The sequence below is a fragment of the Streptomyces sp. NPDC050504 genome (assembly GCF_044458065.1).
Lineage (GTDB): Bacteria > Actinomycetota > Actinomycetes > Streptomycetales > Streptomycetaceae > Streptomyces.
Window position 1 is genome coordinate 983,138 of sequence record NZ_JBITHO010000003.1, and the last position, 22,245, is coordinate 1,005,382.

The 22,245-nt window shown below is 74.0% G+C and carries 12 protein-coding genes and 1 pseudogene; 6 read left to right on the plus strand and 7 right to left on the minus strand.

Annotated features, from left to right (window positions below):
- Nucleotides 1–63: 63 nt before the first annotated feature.
- Entirely contained in the window at nt 64–1,008 is a 945-nt protein-coding gene (locus tag ACIBNE_RS15295; RefSeq protein ID WP_399271303.1) for an aldo/keto reductase, read from the plus strand.
- A gap of 84 nt (nt 1,009–1,092) precedes the next feature.
- On the opposite strand, the gene ACIBNE_RS15300 is transcribed toward ACIBNE_RS15295, so the two are convergent.
- The 4 genes from ACIBNE_RS15300 to ACIBNE_RS15315 all read right to left on the minus strand — a co-directional run bounded on the left by ACIBNE_RS15300 (nt 1,093) and on the right by ACIBNE_RS15315 (nt 6,469).
- Complete coding sequence (locus tag ACIBNE_RS15300; RefSeq protein WP_399271302.1) at nt 1,093–2,559, minus strand: PrsW family intramembrane metalloprotease; 1,467 nt, start codon at nt 2,557–2,559, stop codon at nt 1,093–1,095.
- A gap of 144 nt (nt 2,560–2,703) precedes the next feature.
- Nucleotides 2,704–3,510, minus strand: coding sequence for a tRNA (guanosine(46)-N7)-methyltransferase TrmB (trmB, locus tag ACIBNE_RS15305; RefSeq protein ID WP_399271301.1), 807 nt, complete (start codon nt 3,508–3,510; stop codon nt 2,704–2,706).
- Between the two features lie 116 nt (nt 3,511–3,626).
- Nucleotides 3,627–4,880 carry an L-2-hydroxyglutarate oxidase gene (gene lhgO / locus ACIBNE_RS15310; protein ID WP_399271300.1) on the minus strand — a complete coding sequence of 418 codons (1,254 nt, stop codon included), beginning with the start codon at nt 4,878–4,880 and terminating at the stop codon, nt 3,627–3,629.
- A 128-nt stretch (nt 4,881–5,008) separates the two neighbouring features.
- Entirely contained in the window at nt 5,009–6,469 is a 1,461-nt protein-coding gene (locus ACIBNE_RS15315; protein WP_399271299.1) for an MFS transporter, read from the minus strand.
- Nucleotides 6,470–7,072: 603 nt separating this feature from the next.
- Between ACIBNE_RS15315 and ACIBNE_RS15320 the strand changes: the two genes are divergently transcribed.
- Both ACIBNE_RS15320 and ACIBNE_RS15325 read left to right on the plus strand, forming a co-directional pair.
- Nucleotides 7,073–9,178 carry an asparagine synthase-related protein gene (locus ACIBNE_RS15320; protein ID WP_399271652.1) on the plus strand — a complete coding sequence of 702 codons (2,106 nt, stop codon included), beginning with the start codon at nt 7,073–7,075 and terminating at the stop codon, nt 9,176–9,178.
- Between the two features lie 469 nt (nt 9,179–9,647).
- A pseudogene (locus ACIBNE_RS15325) lies at nt 9,648–13,006 on the plus strand (AfsR/SARP family transcriptional regulator).
- 100 nt (nt 13,007–13,106) lie between these two features.
- Here ACIBNE_RS15325 and ACIBNE_RS15330 read toward each other — a convergent pair.
- Both ACIBNE_RS15330 and ACIBNE_RS15335 read right to left on the minus strand, forming a co-directional pair.
- Nucleotides 13,107–15,242: a sigma-70 family RNA polymerase sigma factor gene (locus ACIBNE_RS15330; RefSeq protein WP_399271298.1), complete on the minus strand. Its 2,136-nt coding sequence runs from the start codon at nt 15,240–15,242 to the stop codon at nt 13,107–13,109.
- Nucleotides 15,243–15,497: 255 nt separating this feature from the next.
- Nucleotides 15,498–16,289, minus strand: coding sequence for a TetR/AcrR family transcriptional regulator (locus ACIBNE_RS15335; RefSeq protein WP_399271297.1), 792 nt, complete (start codon nt 16,287–16,289; stop codon nt 15,498–15,500).
- A 338-nt stretch (nt 16,290–16,627) separates the two neighbouring features.
- Between ACIBNE_RS15335 and ACIBNE_RS15340 the strand changes: the two genes are divergently transcribed.
- Together ACIBNE_RS15340 and ACIBNE_RS15345 are read left to right on the plus strand one after the other, a co-directional pair.
- A complete protein-coding gene (locus ACIBNE_RS15340) occupies nt 16,628–18,037 on the plus strand; it encodes an NAD(P)/FAD-dependent oxidoreductase (RefSeq protein ID WP_399271296.1) in 1,410 nt (469 codons plus the stop codon).
- 158 nt (nt 18,038–18,195) lie between these two features.
- Nucleotides 18,196–19,878: a SpoIIE family protein phosphatase gene (locus ACIBNE_RS15345; protein WP_399271295.1), complete on the plus strand. Its 1,683-nt coding sequence runs from the start codon at nt 18,196–18,198 to the stop codon at nt 19,876–19,878.
- A gap of 42 nt (nt 19,879–19,920) precedes the next feature.
- Here ACIBNE_RS15345 and ACIBNE_RS15350 read toward each other — a convergent pair whose 3' ends face one another.
- The gene (locus tag ACIBNE_RS15350; RefSeq protein ID WP_399271651.1) at nt 19,921–21,204 is read right to left on the minus strand and encodes an MFS transporter; all 1,284 of its coding nucleotides are present in this window, start codon (nt 21,202–21,204) and stop codon (nt 19,921–19,923) included.
- A gap of 126 nt (nt 21,205–21,330) precedes the next feature.
- Between ACIBNE_RS15350 and ACIBNE_RS15355 the strand changes: the two genes are divergently transcribed.
- Nucleotides 21,331–21,867: a MarR family winged helix-turn-helix transcriptional regulator gene (locus ACIBNE_RS15355; RefSeq protein ID WP_399271294.1), complete on the plus strand. Its 537-nt coding sequence runs from the start codon at nt 21,331–21,333 to the stop codon at nt 21,865–21,867.
- The last annotated feature ends 378 nt before the right edge of the window (nt 21,868–22,245 follow it).

Below are 22,245 nucleotides of genomic sequence, written 5' to 3' on the forward strand. Positions count from 1 at the left end.
AAATCGCGCTCAGGACGGGCGCGCGCCGGAATAGCGCGGCTCCCGGGCGAGGTTGATCCGCTCATGACCACACTTCGCCGCCTCGGCGCCTCCGACCTCGCCGTCTTCCCGCTTGCCCTCGGCGCCAACGTCTTCGGCTGGACCGCGGACGAGGAGCAGTCGTTCGCGGTGCTCGACGCGTACGCCGCCGCGGGCGGCAACTTCATCGACACCGCCGACTCCTACTCCGCCTGGGTCGACGGCAACGAGGGCGGCGAGTCCGAGACCGTCATCGGCAACTGGCTGGCCTCGCGCGGCAACCGCGACGACGTCGTCATCGCCACGAAGGTCGGGGCGCACCCCGAGTACAAGGGGCTCGCGCCCGCGACGGTCAAGGGGGCGGTCGAGGAGTCGCTGCGGCGGCTGCGCACCGACCGCATCGACCTCTACTACACGCACTTCGACGACCCCGCCGTGCCGGTGGAGGAGATCGTGACGGCGCTCGACCAGCTGGTGCGCGAGGGCAAGGTGCGGGAGGTCGCCGCGTCGAACATCTCGCCGGAACGGCTCCGTGACTCGCTGGACTTCGCGGACCGCGAGGGCCTCGCCAAGTACGTGGCCCTCCAGCCGCACTACAACCTCGTGTCGCGCGACACCTACGAGGGGCGGCTCCAGGAGACCGCGTCCCGCGCGGGCCTCGCGGCGGTGCCCTACTACGCGCTCGCCGCGGGCTTCCTGACGGGCAAGTACCGGGAGGGCGCGCGGGTGGAGAGCGCGCGGGCCGCGGGGGCCGGCAAGCACCTGGAGACCGAGCGGGGGCGGCGGGTGCTCGCGGCGCTGGACGGGATCGCGCGGGAGCGGGGGGCCGCGGTGGCGAGCGTCGCGCTCGCGTGGCTGGCGGCGCGGCCGACGGTGGTCGCGCCGATCGCCTCGGCGAGGACGCCGGAGCAGCTGCCGGCGCTGCTCGCCGTCGCGGAGCTGGAACTGACGGAGGCGGAGGTCGGGGCGCTGAACAGGGCGTCCGCGTAAGGGGGCGGGTGCCCCGCTCCCGCGCAGTTACCCGCGACCCGTGCAGGGGCGCGGGGAACCGCGCGCTCCTTTGACGCTCCCGGGCTACGCGCGGTACGGGTTGTACCCGGCGTACGGGTAAGGCGCCCCCGGGTACGCCGCCCCGGGGTACGCCGCCCCCGGATGCGGCGCCCTCTGATGAGGCACGGGCGCCCCCATCCCGTACCCCTGCGCCGGTACCCACACCACCCGCCCGGTGACCCGCGCCGCATGGACCAGTGCGGGCCCCGCCACCCCCCGCCGCTCCCACAAGCACCGCAGCAGCTCCTGCTCGCGCGCGACGAACTCCGCCCCCGCCGCCCCCTGGTGCGCCCGGTGCCGCAGGAACGCCAGGGCCGTCGCGTACCCCTCGTACTCCGCGACCGTCCGCGCCGCCGCGGACCCCGTGCCCGCGGGGCCGTACGCCCGCCGCGCGTACTCCCGCGCCACGCGCCGCGCCCTCATCGACGACAGGGCCATCGGCTCCAGCGGCTGCAGCCACCCCGCCGCCGCGTACTCGGGCAGCCGCGCACCGACCGTGCGCAGCTCCCGCTGCCGGGTCCAGACCGCGAGCCAGGTCAGCAGCGCGAAGGCGGGCACCATGAAACCGGCGTAGACGATGTAGAAGCCGTACGGGCCGAACGCGGCGGCCGAGCCGTTCCACAGCGCGTGCACGCCCATCGCCAGCACCAGACCGAGCGACGGCAGCCCCCAGCGGCGTATTCGGCGGCCGCGCCCGGCCGCCCCGGTTGCCGCGGCCCCCGCCGCGATGCCGAAGCCGATGCCGGTCAGGACCGTGAACAGCGGATGCGCGAACGGCGACATGACGATCCGCACGAAGAACGTCGCCGCGGTCACCGACTCGAAGCCGCTCGTCCCGAATTCCTGGTCCTCGCCGAACGCGTTGCCGAGGTAGAGGATGTTCTCGGTGAAGGCGAAGCCCGTCGCGGTGAAGCCCGCGACGACCACGCCGTCCACGATCCCGGTGAAGTCCCGTCTTCGGAACAGGAAGATCAGCAGCACCGCCGCGGCCTTCGCGCTCTCCTCCACGACCGGCGCTATCACCGTCGCGCCGAGGGTGTCCGCGCTCGTCGGATCGGCGGTCGCGGTGGCTATCCAGCGGGTCGCGAAGGTGTTCGCGATGATCGCCACGAGGGCCGCGGCGAAGGCGCCCCAGGAGAACGCGAAGACCAGGTTCTTCCAGGGGCCCGGCTCCACCCGGTCCAGCCAGCGGAAGGCCGCGGCCAGCAGCGGCACGGGCAGCACGGCGAGGCCGAGGCCGACCAGGAACCCCTCGGTGCCGGTCTGCTCCCGGACGAGCGCGAGGATCACCAGGCCCGAGAGCGCGAGCACCGTGACGACCGCGCCCGCGCGCAGCGCCTTGCTGCGCCACAGGCCCGCCATACGGCGCGGGTGGTAGCGCCACCCGGCGCGCTCGGGCACAGCTTCGCAGCGCGGCCGGCTCTCACCGGCGAAGCCGCGCTCCGGTACCGCCGGGTGCGGCTGCAGTTGCTGCGGGGACCTGTCGGACACCCAACGACCCTAACGAGGGACACCGACAACTGTCAGCGGTGCGTCGGAACGCCGTACGGTCCCGGGCCGCGCCGCCTCCCGGTTCGGCCTCCCGCTCGGCCCCCCTGCTCGGCCCCCTGCTCAGCGCCGCGCCCAGTGCCGCGCTCAGCGCCGCGCGAAGAGCAGGTCGTGCACCGCGTGTCCCTTGTCGAGCCCCTGCCCCTCGAAGCGGGTCAGCGGCCGGAACGCGGGCCGGGGCGCGTAGCCGCCGTCCTGCTGGGTGTTCTCGAAGTCGGGGTGCGCGGTGAGCACGTCGAGCATCTGCTCTGCGTACGGCTCCCAGTCCGTCGCGCAGTGCAGTACGGCCCCGGGCCGCATCCGCGTCGCGACCAGCGTCAGGAAGTCCGGCTGGATCAGGCGGCGCTTGTGGTGGCGGCTCTTGGGCCACGGGTCGGGGAAGTAGACGCGTACGCCGTCGAGCGCGTCGGGCGTCAGCATCTCGCGCAGCAGGATGATCGCGTCGCCGTTGGCCACCCGGACGTTGTCCAGGCCCGCGCGGTCCGCGAGGCCGAGGAGGTTGCCCTGGCCCGGGGTGTGCACGTCGACCGCGAGGATGCCGGTCGCGGGGTCGTCGGCGGCCATCTGCGCGGTCGCCTCTCCCATGCCGAAGCCGATCTCCAGGACGGTGCGCTCGACGCCGCCGTCGAAGAGGGCGGCCAGGTCGAGGACGCTGTGCCCGTCGATGTCCAGGCCCCACTTCGGCCAGAGCCGCTGGAGCGCGTCGGCCTGGCCGGGCGTCACCCGGCTGCGGCGCGGCTGGAAGCTGCGGATGCGGCGCTCGTGGTGCGAACCGGCGGGATCGGCGGCGGGGCCGCCGGGGAAACGCGGCTCGCCCTTGGGGCGCCGGAGCTCGGCGGGAGCGTCCGCGGCAGCGGGCACGGACACGGGCGCGGGGTTACGGGACTCAGACACAGTGCGCCAATTCTAGGTCGGGCACGGCCCGCCCTGCCCGTCGGCGGGACGGGCAGGGGCGGGACGGGCACAGCCCGTCCCGCCCCTGCCCGACAGTGCCGCGTCCCCGCGGCCCCTCAGCCCGCCGGAGTGCGGTTCGACGGGGCGCCGCTCCGGCGCCCCCCGACCGCGTCCGCGTCCAGCTCCTCCAGCACCTGCCGGGCCACCTCGCGCCCGATGGGCAGGGAGGCGGTCGCGGCGGGCGAGGGGGCGTTGAGCACGTGGACGGTGCGCGGCGCGCGGCGGATCAGGAAGTCGTCGACGAGCGTCCCGTCCCGCAGCACCGCCTGGGCCCGCACTCCGGCGGGCGCCGGCGTGAGGTCCGCCTCGGTCACCGCGGGCAGCAGCCGCCGCACCGCGTCGGTGAAGGCGCGCTTGGACAGGGAGCGGCGCACCTCTCCCGCCCCGTACCGCCAGTGCCGCCGGGCGATCTGCCAGGAGCCGGGCCACGCCAGCGTGTCCGCCAGCTCGCCGGGCCGTACGGTCGTCCAGTCGTACCCCTCGCGGGCCGTCGCCGGGACCGCGTTCGGCCCGACGTGCACCGATCCTTCGAAGCCCCTGGTCAGGTGGACGCCGAGGAAGGGGAACGCCGGATCGGGCACCGGATAGACCAGGCCGCGCACCAGCTCGGGCCGCGCCAGGTCGTAGTACTCGCCCCGGAACGGCACGATCCGCATCTTCGGGTCGTCCCCGGCGAGCCGCGCCACCCGGTCGCAGTGCAGCCCCGCGCAGTTCACCAGCGCCCGCGCCCGCAGCACGGTGCCCGACGAGGTCCGCACCGCCACGCCCCACGGCCGCCGGTCGACGGCGGCCACCTCGGCGCCGTACCGCACGTCCGCGCCGGACAGCTCCGCGAGCCGCGCCGCCACCGCCTTGAAGTCGCACACGCCGGTCGTCCCGACCCGGATCGCCGCGAGGCCGCGCACCTCGGGCTCCCACTCCGTGATCTGCGCCGGGCCCAGCTCCCGCACGGGGATGCCGTTCTCCCTGCCGCGCTGGACCAGCTCGTGGAGCCTGGGCAGCTCGTCGCGGTCCGTCGCGACGATCAGCTTGCCGGTCACCTCGTGCGTGATGCCGTGCTCCGCGCAGAAGCGCACCATTTCGGCGGCGCCCTCCACGGCGAAGCGCGCCTTGAGCGATCCCGGGCGGTAGTAGATCCCGCTGTGGATCACTCCGCTGTTGCGCCCCGTCTGGTGCCTGGCGGGACCGTCCTCCTTCTCCAGGACGATCACATCGGCCCCCGGCGCCGCCCGCGAGATCGCGTACGCCGTCGAAAGGCCGACGATTCCTCCCCCGACCACCAGCACGTCGCAGTCGTACGCGACGGACATCGCCGCATCACCTCCCCACCCCTGATACTGCACTGCCCCACTGACAACACCCTTGAAACACCAGTTCGGGCGCTATGTGGCCGCAGTGCGGCGCACCCGGCGTCGGATCGCGGTCCGCACCCGGCCCCTCAGGCGGGCGCGACCAGCAGGGGCCTGGCCCGCTCCCGGAGCTCGGCGACCCGGGGCTCGTCGCCGTACGGCTCCAGGCGGTGCAGCAGGTCGCGCACGTACTCCGTGGTCCGCGCCGACGAGATGCGCCCCGCCACCTCCACGGCCCGCACCCCGGCCTCACAGGCCGCGTCGAGGTTCCCGGACTCCAGCTCGGCCACCGCCGACACCACGAGCCGCAGCCCGTGCGAGCGGACGAACTCCTCGGTGGGCCGCGACAGCGCCTTCTCGGTGAAGCGCTGCACCTGCTTGGGCGCCTTCAGGTCGCGGTAGCACTCCGCGGCGTCCGCGGCGAAGCGGTCGTACCCGTAGAAACCCAGCCACTTCGGGTCGGCGTCGCCCTCCCTGGACCGCTCCAGCCAGCCCTCCGCGGCCTTCAGCGCCGCGCCGGCCGCGGGCGCGTCGTTCGCCTTGGCGTGCGCCCGCGCCTCCACCAGCCGGAAGAAGGACATGGTCCTGGCCGTGGCGAGGCCGCGGTTGCGCTCGACCGCCGCCTGCGCGAGGTCCACGCCCTCGTCGGCGAAGCCGCGGTAGGTCGCCTGGAGCGACATCGAGGCCAGTACGTACCCGCCGAGCGGCACGTCGGCGGCGGCCCGCGCCAGGCGCAGCGCCTGGATGTAGTACCGCTGGGCGGCCTCCTGCTGGCCCGTGTCGAACGCCATCCACCCGGCGAGCCTGGTCAGTTCGGCGGTCGCGCCGAACAGCGCCCTGCCCACCTCGTCGCTGTACGTGCCGAGCAGCAGCGGCGCCGCGTCGACCCGCAGGCACTCCGGCACCATCGAGGAACGCCAGTCCCCGCCGCCGTACTTGGAGTCCCAGCGGCGCGCGTCCTCCGCCGCCTCCCGGAGCTTGCCGACGTCGCTGTGACCGACCTTCAGGGGGCCGCCGCCCGCCCCGCCCGACTCGTCCGAACCGTCGGTGCCTTCCGTGCCGTCCGGGTTCATTCCCCTGGCCACCGACGAGTCGGCGGGGGTAATCAGCCAGCGCGACGCGGGAGTCGCGTAGGCACTGACCGAGAACGAGCCCGCCAGCGACTGCCAGATCCCGCCACTGCCCGCGCGCCGCCCCGCCAGATCGAGCCGGTACAGCTCGGTGGCCGACTTCACCGCCTCGCCCACGTCGCGCGGGAACGCCAGACCCACCTCGGGCGCCGGGTCCGCGTCCGCCAGCCCGATCTCGTGCAGCGGCACGGGGCGGCCGAGCTTGGCCCCTATGGCGGCGGCGATGAGATGGGGCGCGGCGCCCTGCGGCACCATGCCCTTGGAGACCCATCTGGCGACGGAGGTCTTGTCGTAACGAAGGGTCAGTCCGCGCTGCGCCCCGAGGTCGTTGACCCGCCTGGCGAGCCCGGCGTTGCTGATTCCCGCGAGGGCGAGAACGGTGCCGAGCTTCTCATTCGGCCCGCGTAGTTCTCTGGACATGCGCCCCACCCCTCGACACACAGACGGCCGCCGCGGCCCGGCATAGGCGCGCGGCATTCGTAAACCCAGCGTAGTTCGCCGGATCCCTACCGTTAAGTGCCCGACTGTCGTATGGCGGGATTGTGGTCCGGAGACGAGGCCGTACGGACGTGCGAAGCGGAGGCGGCGTGCTCCGGCTGTGTGGCCGTGCGCCCGGCCGTGCGCTCTCGTCCGGCGGAGGGGAGAGCGCTTCGATGAGTAGCGCGTGGGTCGGCCCACTGCACTGGACCCAGTGGGCTGGGGGACGCCGCCGCCTCAATCCCCGCGGGCGGCGGACCGGTCCGGGGGGCGAACAGCGCCTCCCGGACTGTGTGCAGACGCGTGCCGCAGCCCGCGAAGAATGGCTTGATATCGCCCCTCGGAGATGGTCTTCGGCCACCGAGGGGGAGGTGTGCACCGTCGCCAAATGGCCACGCCCGGGGGCGCGTTCACAAGGCGTGCACGCTACCCGGGCCCTCCCTGCGCGCCGTAGTCGTGGCAGCATGTTCCCCAACGGTGCGTGACGGCCGCCCGGACGACGAGGCCGTCCGCCCGAAGTTCTGTCCACAGGCTGTGGAGGCGGCGATGCGGTGGCTGGTGGGGTGGAGCAGCGTCGCCGCGAGATTCGGAGCGCCGGGCAGCGCGGGCGCGGTCGGCGGCGACGACGAGGGCCGCACCGTCCACCCCGTGGGCGCCCAACTCCTGTGGGGCGACCCCGATCCCCTCTGGGCCGTCGGCGACTGGCGGGCCGACGAGGTCCGCGTCACCTCCATCGAGGGCGCGCCCGACGCGCGCCTCGCCGTACTCGGCTGCTGCGGCGCCAGCGACGAACAGCTGCGCCTGGGCCTGTTCGCCGCGCGCGGCGGCGCCCTGCGCCACCTCACCGCCTGGTCCGGCAGCTATACGGCGGTGGTCCAGGTGGGCCGCAGGGTCACCGTCGTAGGAGACCTGGCGGGCGCCCGCCCCGTCTTCTACACCCCTTGGGCGGGCGGCACCGCCTACGCCACCGCGGCCCTGCCGCTCGCCGACCTCATCGAGGCGCAGCTCGACATCGGCCATCTGGCCGCCCTGCTCGCCTGCCCCGACACCCCGGAGGCGGCCGGCGACTCCACCCCGTACGAAGGCGTCAAGCGCATCCCGCCGGGCCACGCCCTCATCCTCCGCGAGGGCTCCCGCGAGGTCACCGGCTACGAACCGGTCGCCTCCCTCGCCGTCGCCGCGCCCCAACTCGACCCCGAGCGGGCCGTGGACGGCTTCCGCGACGCCCTCCTGGACTCCGTACGCGCCCGCCTCACCGCGCCCCGCCACGCCCCCGAGGCGGCCCCCGCCCCCGAAACGGGCCCCATCCCCGGCTGGGGCCCCGCGGAGCGCCGCGCCGCCCGAGGGGGCGGACCCGTCCCCGGGATCGGCGCCGACCTGTCGGGCGGCAGTGCGTCCGGCACCCTCGCGCTCCTGGCCGCCGGACTCCCCGGGCTGCCCGGCACCCCGCTCGGCCACGGCACGGGCGCGGGCGAACGCCTCGTCGCCGTCACCTTCAACGACCTCACCAGCCGCGGCCACGAACCAGAACTGGAACGGGCGGGCGCCATCGCAGCCAACCCGCGCCTGCACCACGTCGTCGTCGCGGCGGGCGAAGAGGCCCTGCCGTACGCCGCGCTGGAGAGCGGCCCGCTCACCGACGAGCCCTCGCCGTCCCTGGTCACCACCGAGCGCCACCGCAGGCGCCTGTCCGCGGGCAGCGCCGACCACTTCACCGGCCACGGCGCCCGCGAAGTCCTGGACGCGCACCCGGCGCGCCTCGCCGACCTCCTCATGGACCGCCGCCGACGCCACCTGCTGCGCCCCGCGACGGCACTCGCCAAGGCCGAACCGCCCTCCCCGCACGCGCTCCTGGTGCCCTTCACGCTCTACCGCGCGGCGCGCCGCCTGGCCCGTACGTCGTACCGCAGCGGCCTGGAGGAGGCGGCGGCGCACCTCGCGGCGTACGGCGAGACCGACCCTCCTTCGGGGCCGCTCGCCTCGTCCCTCGCGGCGCTCACGTGGTCCAGGCCCGGCCCCGCGGCGCGGTTCCTCACCAGTGAGGCGCTCGCGGAAGTATCGATACGTCTCACCGTCGCGGCGACCCGCCCCACCTCCGTGCAGCGGCCCGGAGAGGCACGCGCCCGCTCGGCCCTCGCGCGGCTCGCCGCGGACCACCGGATCCTCGAACAGGCCGCCGAGGTCCGCAGCCAGCGCGTCCACGCGCCCTTCCTGGACAACCAGGTGGTGCGGGCCGCGCGCGACCTGCCCGAGTCCCTGCGCGTCCAGCCCGGCGCCCGGCCCGCGATCCTGCGCACCGTGCTGGCGGGCGCGGGCATCCACGACCTGCCGTCCGGCTGGGGCGCGGCGTCACCGGTCTCCTCCTCGGTTCCCGCCCGCCTCGGCCTGCGCGCCTCCCTCCAGCCCCTGATGGACCTCTTCGCGGCACCGCTGCTCGCGGACGCGGGCCTCATCGACGCCCGTACGGTACGCAGGGCACTGCGCGCCGCGACGGAGGGCGAGGCGCTGGAGGGTCTGGCGGACCTGGTCGCGACGGAGCTGTGGCTCAACAGGCTGCTGGCCCGCAGGGGGACGTGCTGGACGGGGACGGCGGCGCCGCGGCAGAGGGCGGTGGCGGCAGGCGTGCCGCCGAGGCCGACGCTTCAGCGGTAGGTGGGGGGAGGGGTGCGGGGTCCTTTTGGGGTCCCGTTGCCTCGGGGTGCCGTCTTTTGCGCGGCATGGGGTGCGGGGTCCTTGTTGGGGTCCCGTTGCCCGGGGGTGCCGTTTTTTGCGCAGTTCCCCGCGCCCCTAGGGGGATGGGGTGATCCGGTCATGGGTTGGTTGCCCGGGGGGTCGGGGGCGCTCCAGGGTGCACTCCTCGGATCACGAGCCGTGGCCGTTTCTAGTCCTGGATAACCCGGGTCTTGGCTCGTGCTCCTGCGGGGAGCACCCTTCCGACCCCCACCCCGGGGTACCCATACGATCCCGGTGCGAACGGGCCCCGTCAGGGGCGCGGGGAACTGCGCGAGGGTGGGGCACACGCGCAACGTACCCACGCACCCCGGGCGGGCCCGCCACCCAGCCCCCGCCCGGCCCGCCGCCAGGCGAACCGCCCGCGGGGCACGGGCCCCACAATGGCCCCGTGCAGTACCTCATCCTCGGCACCACAGAAGCGCACGACGCCCACGGCACCGCCATCCCCCTCGGCGGCCCCCGTCTCCGCGCTCTGCTCACCGCCCTGGCCCTCCGTCCCGGCCGCCCGGTGGCGGTCCACGAGCTCGTGGACGACATCTGGGGCACGGACCCCGCCGACCCCCCGGCCGACGCCCCCGCCGCGCTCCAGGCCCTCGTGGGCCGCCTGCGCCGCGCCATCGGCAAGGACCGCGTCACGATGACGCCGGGCGGCTACCGCCTCACCGCCGCCCCGGCCGACGTCGACCTGTACGAGTTCGAACGCCTCGCCCGAGAGGGCGCCGACGAACTCACCGCGGGGCGCCCCGATTCCGCCGCCCGAACCCTGCGCACCGCCCTCGCGCTCTGGCGCGGCCCCGCGCTCGCCGACCTTCCCGAGGCCAGGGACCAGGCCGTGCGCCCCGAGGCGCGACGCACGGCTGCCGTACGGCACCGCATCGAGGCGGACCTCGCGCGCGGCGCCGTACACGGCCTCGTACCCGAACTGCACGAACTGGTCGCGGCCCACCCGTACGACGAGCCCTTCCACGCCCAACGGATCCGCGCCCTGCGCGCGGAGCACCGCACGGCCGACGCCCTCGCCGCGTACGAGCACGCGCGCCGCACCCTCGCGGACGCGCTGGGCACCGACCCGGGCCCGGAACTCAAGGAACTCCACCGCCAACTGCTCGCCCCCGAGCCCGAGCCCGGCCCCCGGCCCGCAGGCCACGCCCCCGGGCGACCGCGAGCCGAAGGACCGACCCCCATGCGCCCGCCCCCCTCCAGGGCAACCTCCGCCCCCGTCTCACGAGCTTCGTCGGCCGCGAGCCCGAGATCGCCGCCATCCGCGCCGCCCTCACCGCCGCCCGCCTCGTCACCCTCACCGGGCCCGGCGGATCGGGGAAGACGCGGCTGGCCGAGGAGTCCGCCGCCGCCCCCGACCACCCGGTCGCCTGGCTCGCCGAACTCGCCCCGCTCGACGACCCGTCCGCCGTGCCCGCCGCCGTGCTCTCCGCGATAGGACTGCGCGAAACCGTGCTGACGGCCCGGGAGGAGGCCCCGGTCCAGGACGACCCCGTCCTCCAGCTCGTCGAACACTTCAAACGCCGCCCCGCCCTCCTGGTCCTGGACAACTGCGAGCACGTGATCGGCGCGGCCGCCGACCTCGCGCAGACCCTGCTCACGCGCTGCCCCGGACTCCGCGTCCTCGCCACGAGCCGCGAACCCCTCGGCGTACCGGGGGAGTCGGTGCGCCCCATCGAGCCGCTGCCGCCGGACCCCGCGCACCGCCTCTTCGTCGAGCGCGCCCGCGCCGTGCTGCCCGGCCTGGACTCCGGCACCGCCCCGGCCCGCGAGGCGATCGCCGAGATCTGTCGTCGTCTGGACGGTCTGCCGCTGGCGATCGAGTTGGCGGCGGCCCGGTTGCGGCACTTGACGCTGCGGCAGATCGCGGACCGTCTGGACGACCGTTTCCGGTTGTTGACGTCGGGGAGCCGTACGGTGCTGCCCCGGCAGCAGACGCTGCGGGCGGTGGTGGACTGGTCGTGGGAGCTGCTGGACGCGGACGAGCGCCGTGCGCTCGCCGCGCTGTCGGTCTTCGCGGGCGGCTGTGACCTGGCGGCGGCGGAGGCGGTGACCGGGTCCTTCGCGCTGGACCACCTCTCCTCGCTCGTCGACAAGTCCCTCCTGGTCGCCGCGCCCGCGCCGGACGGCACCGGGATGCGCTACCGGATGCTGGAGACCATCCACGAGTACGCGGCCGAGCGCGCCGCCGAGGACCCGGCCGCCCGCGCCGCCGCGGAACGCGCGCACGCCGAGCACTTCACCGCCCTCGCCGAGACGGCCGATCCGCTCCTGCGCAGCGAGCGCCAACTCCCTTGGATACAGCGGCTCGAAACCGACCTGGACAACATCAGGGCGGCGCTCCACCGTGCCGTGGAGGGCCGCGACGAGCCGCTCGCCACCAGGATCGCCCTCGCCATGGGCTGGTTCTGGTGGCTGCGCAACTACCGGTTGGAGGGCGACGCCTGGCTCGCCCGGGTCGTCGCGCTCGGCCCCGACCCCGAGCTGCCCCCCGGCTTCGACGACACCACGCGCTTCGGCGCGGGCTCCACCGCACGGGCCCCCGGGGAGCCGCGGGGGCCAGGGGGCGGGGTGCCGGACCCGGGGGAGACCGACCCCCGCTTCTGGCCCCGCATGCGGCTGCGCATGGTGCAGTTCCACCTGATGATGGAGACCGCCCCGAACCACGACATGAAGAACCCCGAGAGCCAGGCGCTCATCGCCAGGGTCTTCACCGTCTTCGCCCGCCCCGGCCGGCACTCCGCGACCTTCCCCGGCCTGCTCTGGCCGTTCGCGGCCTTCGTCTCGGGCGTGCCGGGCGTCGTCAAGGCCTACCTCGACGCCAGCGTCGACAACTGCCGCGAGTACGGCGGGGACTGGGAGCTCTGCACCTCCCTGATGCTCCGCGCCCACGTCGGCGTGGACACCCCCGGCGGCCTCTTCCAGGTCGACCGGGACCTCGCCGAGCTCGCCGAACTCTCCGGCCGCGTGGGCGACCGCTGGATGCGCGCCCAGGTGGCCTCCGCGATCGCGGAGGCGGCGATGACGCGCGGCCACAGCCAGGAGGCGCGCGCCGCCTACGAGGAAGGGCTGCGCCTCGCACTGGAGATCGGCGCGCACGGCGAGCGCACGTCCCTGAAGGCGCGCCTCGCCGAGGTCGACTTCCGCGCGGGCGATCTGGAGAGCGCCGAACGGCTGCTGGAAGAGACGGCCGTGGACGCCGAACAGTACGGCGTACAGGACATGCACTCCTTCACGCGGTTCCTGCGCGCGGCCATCGCCCACGAGCGCGGCGACAGCGCGAAGGCCAGGCAACTGGTCCAGGAGGCCCGCCGCGACCTGGCGTTGGGCACCCCGCCCGCCCACTTCGTCGTCATGCTGGACGGTCTCGAAGGCGCGGTCGTCGCGGCCACGGGGGAGCCGAAGGAAGGGGCGCGGCGGATCACGCGAGCCCTGCGCGACGCGCACGTCCACAACTGCGCCGAGATCTTCACCGCCCATCTCGCGGAGAACGCCGCGGCCGTGCTCACCGTGCTCGGCGAGCACCGCGTGGCGGTGCGCCTGCTGGCGGCCGCCGACTCCTGGCGCGTGACGGGCGACTGTCCGCGCTTCGCCATGGAGGAGAACCGGGTGCGCGCGACGGAGGCGGGCCTCAGGGAACGGCTGTCGACGGAGGAGTACGAGGAGGAGCGCGCGAAGGGGGCCCGGTTGACGGTCCAGGAAGTGGACTCGCTCCTCAGCGCCGTACTCGGCCTGGACGACGAGTGACCGTTCGGCTCCCCAGCCGTAGGCCTTCGGCTCCCCAGCCGTAGGCGTTCCGCTCCTCGGCAGTGGGCGGTCCGCTCCTCAGCCGCAGATGACGCGTTCCTCAACCACAGGTGATCTGTGACTGCGCCCAGTCCGCCATCGCCACCGTGTCGAACGGCGTGTGCGACTCCACCACGAGCCGGATCTTCTTCTGGCCCCTGATCCCGACCCGCACCGGCACGGCCGGGTCGCCGCCGCGCACCACACCGGACCGCCACAGCCGCGTCCCGTCCCCGCCGTAGACGGCGAAGCGCACCGCGCCCAGGCCCATCGTCATGTCGTCGATCCCGGCCATCGCCTCGTAGGTGGAGCACTGGCGGTTCAGCTCGATGGTCACGGAGGAGTCCGAGTGCACGGTCACGCCGTGCGCGTACCGCACCTCGTTGATCGACATGCCCCGGCGCTGCCAGACCCAGCTGCTCTCGCCGAGCACCAGCTCGGGACCCGTGTGGTCGCCGAAGATCGAGTAGCCGAGCCGGTTGACCTGGTAGACCGCGGGCTTGGACGGCGGAGGCGGAGGCGGGGGAGGCGTGGGCGTCGGCGTGGGCCGCGGCTTCGGCGCGGACGGCGTGGGCGTCGGCTTGGGCTTCGGCTCGGGCGCCGGAGGGGTCGGCGTGGGCGTGGCCCTGGGGGTGGGCTTCGGCCGGGGCTTGGGCGGCTCGGGCGCGGGCTCGGGCGCCGGGGCAGGGGCCGGGGCAGGAGGGGGCGGCGGCTTGGGCTTCGGCTTGGGCACGACGGGCGCGGGATCGGCGGACTGCACGACGGGCGGCGGCGCGGCGTGCGGCTGTTCCGGCGGCTTGCCGTCGCCGCCCGTGAGCGCCCACGCCGCCGCGGTGGCGGCGGCGGCGACCACGGCCGCGATACCGATCTTCACGGGAGTCCCGACGCCCTCGGCGGCGGCGGCGCCGCCCGTCGCGCCCGACGTCGCCCCCGAGCCGCCGCTCGCCGCCGCGGCACCCGCGCCGGCGCCCGCGGCGCCCGCCGCGCCCACGCCGCCGACCAGCAGCCCCGCGCCCTTCGCGGCGCCGCCGACCCCGAACCAGCCGATGACCGCGATCGGCACCAGCGCCGGAATCCCGGTGTTGACCTGCGCCAGCTCGCCCGCGGCCTCGCGGCACTTGGCGCACTCCTCCAGGTGCTTGCGCAGACCGCGCTCGGCGCGCATCCGCAGGCCGCCGCGCGCATAGGCGCCGAGCCGGTCCGCGTACCGCGCGCAGTCGCCGCCCGCGGTGAGGGCCTGGCTCACGTGCGCCTGGAGGTAGGCCTGCTTCAGGCCCTCCCTGGCGCGGCTGGCGAGCACGGCGGTGGCGTTGGCGGTCAGTCCGAACAGCGGGGCGACCTCGCTGGGCGACTCGTCCTCGACGGTGGTGTGCCACAGCACGGCCTGCCAGCGCTCGGGCAGCGAGCGGAACGCCTGCATGGCCATCGACCGCTCGGCCTCGTGCATGGCCCGCACGTCGGCGCCCAGCTCCAGGGTGTCCTCGTCGGACACCTCGGACGAGGAGGAGCGGGCCGCCTGGTCGGCGAAGAGCGCGAAGTCCTCGACCAGCTGTTCCCGTTTGGCGGTCTTCGTCCAGGCCGCCGCGACCCGGCGCACGGTGGTCAGCAGGTAGGCCCGCACGGCGTACTCGGGGCCCGCCCCGCCGCGCACCGCCTGGAGGGTGCGGGCGAACACCTCAGCGGTGAGGTCGTCGGCGGTGTGCCCGTCGCGGCAGCACGTACGGGCGTAGCGGCGCACGGCCGCCGAGTGGCGCCTGAACAGGGCCTCGTACGCCCCGTCGTCGCCGCCGCGCATCAGCTGGATCAGTTCGGAGTCGGGGACCTGCTGGTCGTCGGACTCCTCGCCCTGCTCGTCGGGCAGCCCCTCCGACGGCCCGTCCGGTCGTCCGCCGGGCCGCCCGTCCGTCCGGGGCGCCGGCCGGTAGTCGCTGCGGTAGTCGGGCCGCTCCCGGGGCGGCTGGTCGTCGAGCGGCTCGCCGGTGACGCCCTCGCGCTGCGCGGGCACCTGGCCCGAACCGCTCCACGGGCCGGGCAGGACGGTGCCGCCCCCTTCGAAGCCCGACGGGTCCGCCGGGTCCGAAGGGCGGGACGGGTCCGCGGCGGGCCCCTGGGGCGTACCGCCCTGGCTGGGCACCTGGCCGTGCACCTGGGCGTCGCCTCCCTGGTGCGGCTCGTCCCGCTGTCCTTCACCGCTCATAGCGGAAGCCCCCGATGCGCACCCTCAGACCAGACCACGGGCCAAGAGTGCCACGGACCGCGACCGCACCAGACCCCCCGACCGGCCAATCACTCATCCGGGGAGACTTACCGAATCGGAGCACTACCGGTCACCCATTCGGGGAAGGCTGGGTGCTCCGAACAGACGAGCGGGACGTGCTCCGGTACGGGGCGGAATCCCGCCCTCCGTCCGTCGCACGCCCCGCCCGTCCACGCTCCGAGGTCCGACCAGCGGCTACGACCCCTGCGAGGGCCGCGACCGAAGCCCCTCCAGCAGGATGTCGAGCAGTCGCGAACTCGCGGCCGCCTGCTGCGCCGGGTCCGGCAGCGAGGGCGCCGCCGTGGCGATCACCAGCAGCACGTCCGCCACCGTCACGTCCGGGCGCAGCTGCCCGGCCTCCCTGGCCCGGTCCACCAGCCTGCCGACGACCTCCAGCAGCTCGGACGCGCCCGCGTCGTCCAGCTCCGCGTCCGGCGCCGGACGCTGCCCGACGACCCGCAGGTCGGGTCCTGGCTGCTGCCGCTGCTGCGGCACGCGCGCCTCGTCGGCCCTGACGTCGAGCCGCTCGCCGTCCTCCGCGTCCACGCCCACCCGCAGCACCTGCGGGGGCAGCAGCCGTCCGGCGCCGGACGCCACCGACGTGCGCAGGAAGCGGGAGAGCGCCGACCAGGGCTCCTCCTCCTGCCCCAGCGCCGTACGCGCCTGCTCGGTCAGCCGGGAGGTCTCCTCCTCGGCTATGCGCCGCACCAGTACGTCCTTGCTCGGGAACCGTCGGTAGACGGTGCCGACACCGACCCGCGCTCTGCGGGCCACGTCTTCCATCGGCGCCCCGTAACCCAGCTCGCCGAACACTTCGCGCGCGGCACGGAGCACGTGCTCCAGATTGCGCTGGGCGTCGACCCTGAGCGGTGCCGAGCGGACGGTCTGTCCCACTCCTGCGCGTCCGTTCCCTTCGGCGGCCGCGATCGGCCCCGTCTGCGTTGCGGCAGCACCCTGCCAATGCGGATGCGAATCCTGAATGTGCATAAGCGTTCCCCCGGTAATGACGGCCTCCCCCCGGAGACCTCCCCGCTCTGACATCCGGGGCCGTTCGGATCCCCTTTCGGATCCGACACCCCCGAGAGGTACGAACATAGTTGAGCCCAGGTCAATACAGAAGGGGGGAGTTCCGCACAGTGCGCCCCCCGATCGGAGCAAGGACCGGAACCTTCCCGTTTCCACCCTCCGCCCTCACCCGCCCCGCCCATCGTGACCTGCGCTCCTTTCCCACCCGTCCGGGCCGTCACCCGAGGGGTTCAGGCCAAGGGGGGACCCAACATCTTGTCGGGCCTGTGGACAAACGGCCGTACCCGTTGCGTCATGGGATGGTGAAGGAACCCGTGCGCATTCTCGTTGTCGGCGGCGGCTACGTCGGGATGTACACCGCGCTCCGGCTCCAGCGGAAGCTGAAGCCGGAACTCAAGCGCGGCGAGGCCGAGATCGTCGTGGTCACTCCCGAGCCGTACATGACCTATCAGCCGTTCCTGCCCGAAGCGGCGGCAGGCTCGATCTCCCCGCGCCACGTCGTGGTGCCGCTGCGCAGAGTCCTGCGGGACTGCCGCATCCTCATCGGGGAGGCGGAGCGGATCGACCACGCCAAGCGCACCGTCACCGTCACCACCCTCGCTTCACCCGAGGACGGGACGGGCGCGGTTGACGTCCCGTACGACCATCTGGTTCTCGCACCGGGTTCGATCTCCCGCACCCTCCCGGTCCCCGGCCTCGCCGACTACGGCATCGGCTTCAAGACCGTCGAGGAGGCCATCGGGCTGCGCAACCACGTCATCGAGCAGATGGACATCGCCTCCTCCACCCGCGACCCCGCGATCCGCGACGCCGCGCTCACCTTCGTCTTCGTCGGCGGCGGCTACGCGGGCGTCGAGGCGCTGGGCGAGCTGGAGGACATGGCCCGCTACACCGCGCGCTACTACCACAACGTCAAGCCCGAGGACCTGAAGTGGGTCCTCGTCGAGGCGACCGGCCGGATCCTTCCCGAAGTCGGCGAGAAGATGGGCAAGTACGCGGTGCGCGAGCTGCGCAACCGCAACATCGACGTACGCCTGGACACCCGCCTCGACTCCTGCGAGGACCGGGTCGCCGTGCTCAGCGACGGCTCCCGCTTCCCGACCCGCACGGTCGTGTGGACGGCGGGCGTCAAGCCCGCGCCGATCCTCGCCGCCACCGACCTGCCGCTCAACGAACGCGGCAGGCTGCGCTGCACGGCGAAGCTCACCGTCGACGGGGTGGAGAACGCCTGGGCGGCGGGCGACGCGGCGGCCGTGCCCGACCTCACCGCCGAGGAGCGGGACAAGGAGTGCGCGCCCAACGCCCAGCACGCGGTGCGCCAGGCGAAGGTGCTCGCGGAGAACATCGCGGCCGCGGTGCGCGGCAAGCCGCTCAAGGAGTACCGCCACGCGTACGTGGGCTCGGTCGCCTCGCTCGGCCTGCACAAGGGCGTCGCGCACGTCTACGGCCGCAAGCTCAAGGGATATCCGGCCTGGTTCATGCACCGCGCCTACCACCTGAGCCGCGTCCCGACCTTCAACCGCAAGTGCCGGGTGCTCGCCGAGTGGACGCTCGCCGGCCTCTTCAAGCGCGAGATCGTCTCGCTCGGATCGCTGGAACACCCGCGCGCCGAGTTCGAATTGGCGGCGGGCGGCCGGGGAAAACCCGGCGGGCCCGGCGGACCCGCCGGTCAGGGCCCCGAACGGGCCGGACGCCCCGACGACGAGTAGCCCGGAACCGGCCCCGACGGGCCCCGGAAGCGGGTGGCGGCAGCAGGCAGCGGGCGGCTGTCAGTGTGCTCGGTCACACTGGACGTGTGACCATAGGTGGAACCACACCTGCACAGAGTGATCCAGCCAAGCAGCGACACCACGAGGCAAGTAGATCCGTGAACTTCACGCGTTGGAGCGCCCGGCTCCCCGGAACACAGCGCCGCGCCGCCGCGCGGAACGACCGAGGTTCCGTGCCCGCGGCGCGCGGAGAGTACGGCAAGGAGGCCGAAGGCCCCGACCCGTCGGCCGACGGCACGCCCGCCGCCCCAGGAGCCGGGGCGAAGCGCGGGCGCGGCGCCGCGCCCGCGCTGCCGTCGCTGGAGGCCCTGTCCGTACGGGAGATCCTGGGCGGCCTCCCCGCCCTGGTGGCCCTGGTGTACGGCCCCGAGCACCGCGTCGCGTACGTCAACGACGCCTACGCGGCCGCGTTCGGCGACCGCCCGACCGGCGTCCCGGCCGCCGACGCGATGCCCGAACTGACCGAGATCGGCCTGCTCCCGCTCATGGACCAGGTGCTGCGCAGCGGCAAGCCGCGCACGGTCAAGTCCCGCCGGATCAAGGACAACGGCTCGTACACCGTCACCTGCACGCCCACCGGCACGTCCGAGGGTGGCGGCGTGCTGATCCACGCCGCGGACGTCACGGACCACGCGGACGCCGCCGAGCGGCTGCGGGCCAGCGAGCGGCGCCACCAGGAGACCGCCGTCACGCTCCAAAGATCCCTGCTGCCCCAGGAGTTGGAGCAGCCGGACGACCTCAGGGTGGCCGCCACCTACCAGCCGGGCGGCACGGACGCGGCGGTCGGCGGCGACTGGTACGACGTGATCACGCTGGGCGCGGGCCGCACGGCGCTGGTCATCGGCGACGTGATGGGCCGGGGCGTGCGCGCGGCGGCCGTCATGGGCCAACTCCGCACGGCGGTCAGGGCGTACGCCCGACTGGACCTCCCGCCGCACGAAGTGCTCCAGCTCCTGGACGGCCTGGCGTCGGAGATCGACGCGAGCCAGATCGCCACGTGCGTGTACGCGGTGCACGACCCCAACGAGGGCCGGCTGGTCTACGCGTCGGCGGGCCACCTGCCGATCCTGGTCCGCGCCGAGGACGGCACGGTCGAGCGCGCCGCCGAACCGACGGGCCCGCCGCTCGGCACGGGCGGCTGGATCCACACCTCGGGCACGATCGGCCTGCCGCCCGGCTCCACGGCCGTCCTCTACACGGACGGCCTGGTGGAGCGGCGCAGCCAGGACATCGACGAGGGGGTCGCCGACCTGGCGGCGGCGCTCTCCGGCGCGAAGGGCTCCCCGCAGGTCGTCTGCGACCGGCTGCTCCGCTCGATGGGCGTCACCGCCGAGCACGACGACGACGTGGCGGTACTGGTCCTCCAGCACCCCGCGCGCACGGGATCGCGCGCGGAGCTGTTCCACAACGCGGCGCTGGACCTGCTCGGCGGGGTCGAGGCGGCACCGCGCGCCCGCGCCTTCGCCTCCGGGGTCCTGGCCTCCTGGCGCTTCTCGCCCGACCTGCACGACCTGGGGGTCCTGGCGACGAGCGAGCTGGTCGCCAATTCGCTCCAGCACGGCACGCCCCCGATGCGGCTGCGGCTGCGCCGCACGGACCGCCGCCTGATCATCGAGGTGACGGACGGCGACGACCACCTGCCGCGCCGCCGCCGGGCGGAACCGGCGGACGAGGCGGGCCGCGGGATCTCCATCGTCGCGACGATCGCCTCGTCCTGGGGCAGCCGCCGCACACCGGGCGGCGGCAAGGCGGTCTGGTGCGAGTTCGCCCTGCCGCGCTGAGGCACGGCAGGGCGAATCCGAAGGGGCGGGTGGGACGGTGGCCTAGGCGGCAGCCACCTTCTCGCCCTCCCCGGCCGGCTGGTGCACGGCCACGACCCGCGACTTCGCCGCGAGCGCCGGGTGGTCCTGCGCGGTGGTGAGGCCCTTGCCGAGCCGCAGCGCCAGGAAGGTGATCCCGAGCGAGAACAGGATGAAGGTGACGATGTACGGCCCGTGCAGCGTCGCGCCCATCGGCCCGCCCACGAACGGGCCGAGCGCCAGTGCCATCTGCTTGACCAGCGCGAACGCCGAGTTGTACTGACCGATCATGGACTCGGGCGCCAGGTCGGCGACCAGCGGTGCCACGGTCGGCGACAGCATCGCCTCGCCGAGCCCGAAGAGCGCGTACGTGGAGATGAAGGCGGCCGTCGCCATGGCCTGGCTGCCGTGGCCCAGGCCCGCGTACCCGGCGAAGATCCACGCGACGGTCCAGATGAGACCGACGGCGGCGATCACCCGGGTGCGGCGGCGCCGCTCGACGAACCGCAGCACCAGGAACTGCGCGACGACGATGACCGCGGTGTTGGCGGCCAGCGCGATGCCGAGCGTCGAGGGCTCGATGCCGGCGGCCTCGGTGCCGTACGCCGCGAGACCCGACTCGAACTGTCCGTAGCAGGCGAAGAACAGCACGAAGCCCAGCACGCACAGCTGCACCATCGCCTTGTGCCCGAGCACGGCGCGCAGGCCGCCGCCGCCCTTGCCCGCGGGGCGGGCCTCGCCGATGGAGGCGCCCTGCGGCAGCTTCACGGACAGCGCGATGGCCGCGAGCACCAGGAACATCCCGGACTCGATGGCGAAGAGCAGGGTGAAGGAGCCCGGCCGGTCCTGGTCGACGATCTGCCCGCCGAAGAGGCCGCCGATGCCGAGGCCGAGGTTCTGCAGGAAGAACTGGGTGGCGAAGGCCCGGGTGCGGGAGGCGGCGCCGGAGCACCACACGATCATCGTGGCGAGCGCGGGCTGCATCACGGCCGTACCGGCACCGAGCAGCGCGGCCGACGCGACGACGGCGACCAGGTTCGAGGCGAGCCCCAGGCACATCGCGCCCACGGCGGCCAGCAGCGCGGCACCGACCAGCACGGGCAGCGGCCCGCGCCGGTCGATGACCCGGCCGGTGAAGAGCAGGGCGACGAGCGCGGCCAGGGCGAAGACGCCGAGCACGATCCCGGCCCAGAAGGAGCCGAGGCCGCGGACCGTCGCCACGTAGACGTACAGATACGGAACGGTGAATCCGAGTCCGAACGCGCTCAGCGCGTTCCCCGCCTGGATCCGACGCATCGCTGCGCCCATCGCCTTGGTCACACTCACCTCAACCCTGAAGACCTGAAGCCCGAAGACTTCAACAGTAAAGTTAGAACCTTAACAATACACACAGAAGGACTTAGACGCCAACGCGTCCCGTGCCATACTCCGGACATGCCTCATCAGGAGCCGACGCTCGACGAGCAGATCGCCGCCTATCAGCGGGAGTTCCGGGACCTCGACCCCCAGGTCGAGAAGGTCGTCTCGGCGCTGGGCCGCCTCAACCGCCGCATGAACGTCGCGTACGGCCGCCAGGTCGCCGCGCTCGGCATCAGCAACGCGGAGTGGGAGGTGCTCAAGCACCTGGTCCTCTCCGGAGCCCCGTACCGACTGGGCCCCGGCGAGCTGGCCAAGCGCCTGGGCCTCACTCCGGCCGCGATGACCCACCGCATCGACCGCATGGCGGGCGAGGGCCTGGTCACGCGCGACCGCGACGAGAACAACCGGGTGCGCGTCATCGTCGAGCTGACGGACGAGGGCCGTACGAAGTGGCTGGAGGCGATGCGCATGGCGACCGCCTTCGAGGAGGACCTGCTCCAGGACCTCGGCAGCGAGGAGCGGGGCGCGCTCGGCGAGATGCTGATCCGCCTGCTGCGCAGGGTGGAGCGGGACCAGCCGGACGCCGGCGGCCGCCTCAACGACCTGGACTGAGTACCGGCCCCGGGGGCCGCGGAGGGGGGTTGACACCCCCCTCCCGAGTCCGTAAGGTTCTTCGAGTTGTCACGGGGCCGGAACGGTTCTGCGACAGCCGATCCCGCCGCTGAAACGCGGCAACCAAACTCTGCACGATCTCCCACCGGAGACAATTTCGGCATGCCGAAATTCAATTCGAGGCTCGATTATGAGTCGCCCGGGAAATCCGCTAGAGTTCGGGAGTCGGAACGGCCCAACAGCCGGGAAGACAAACCCCGCTGACTGGGAATCAGGCCCGAAAGGATCTGATAGAGTCGGAACCGCCGGAAGGGAAAGCGCGAAAGCGCCGGACCGGAAAGCACCGAGGAAATCGGAACCGGAAACGGTCTGATAGAG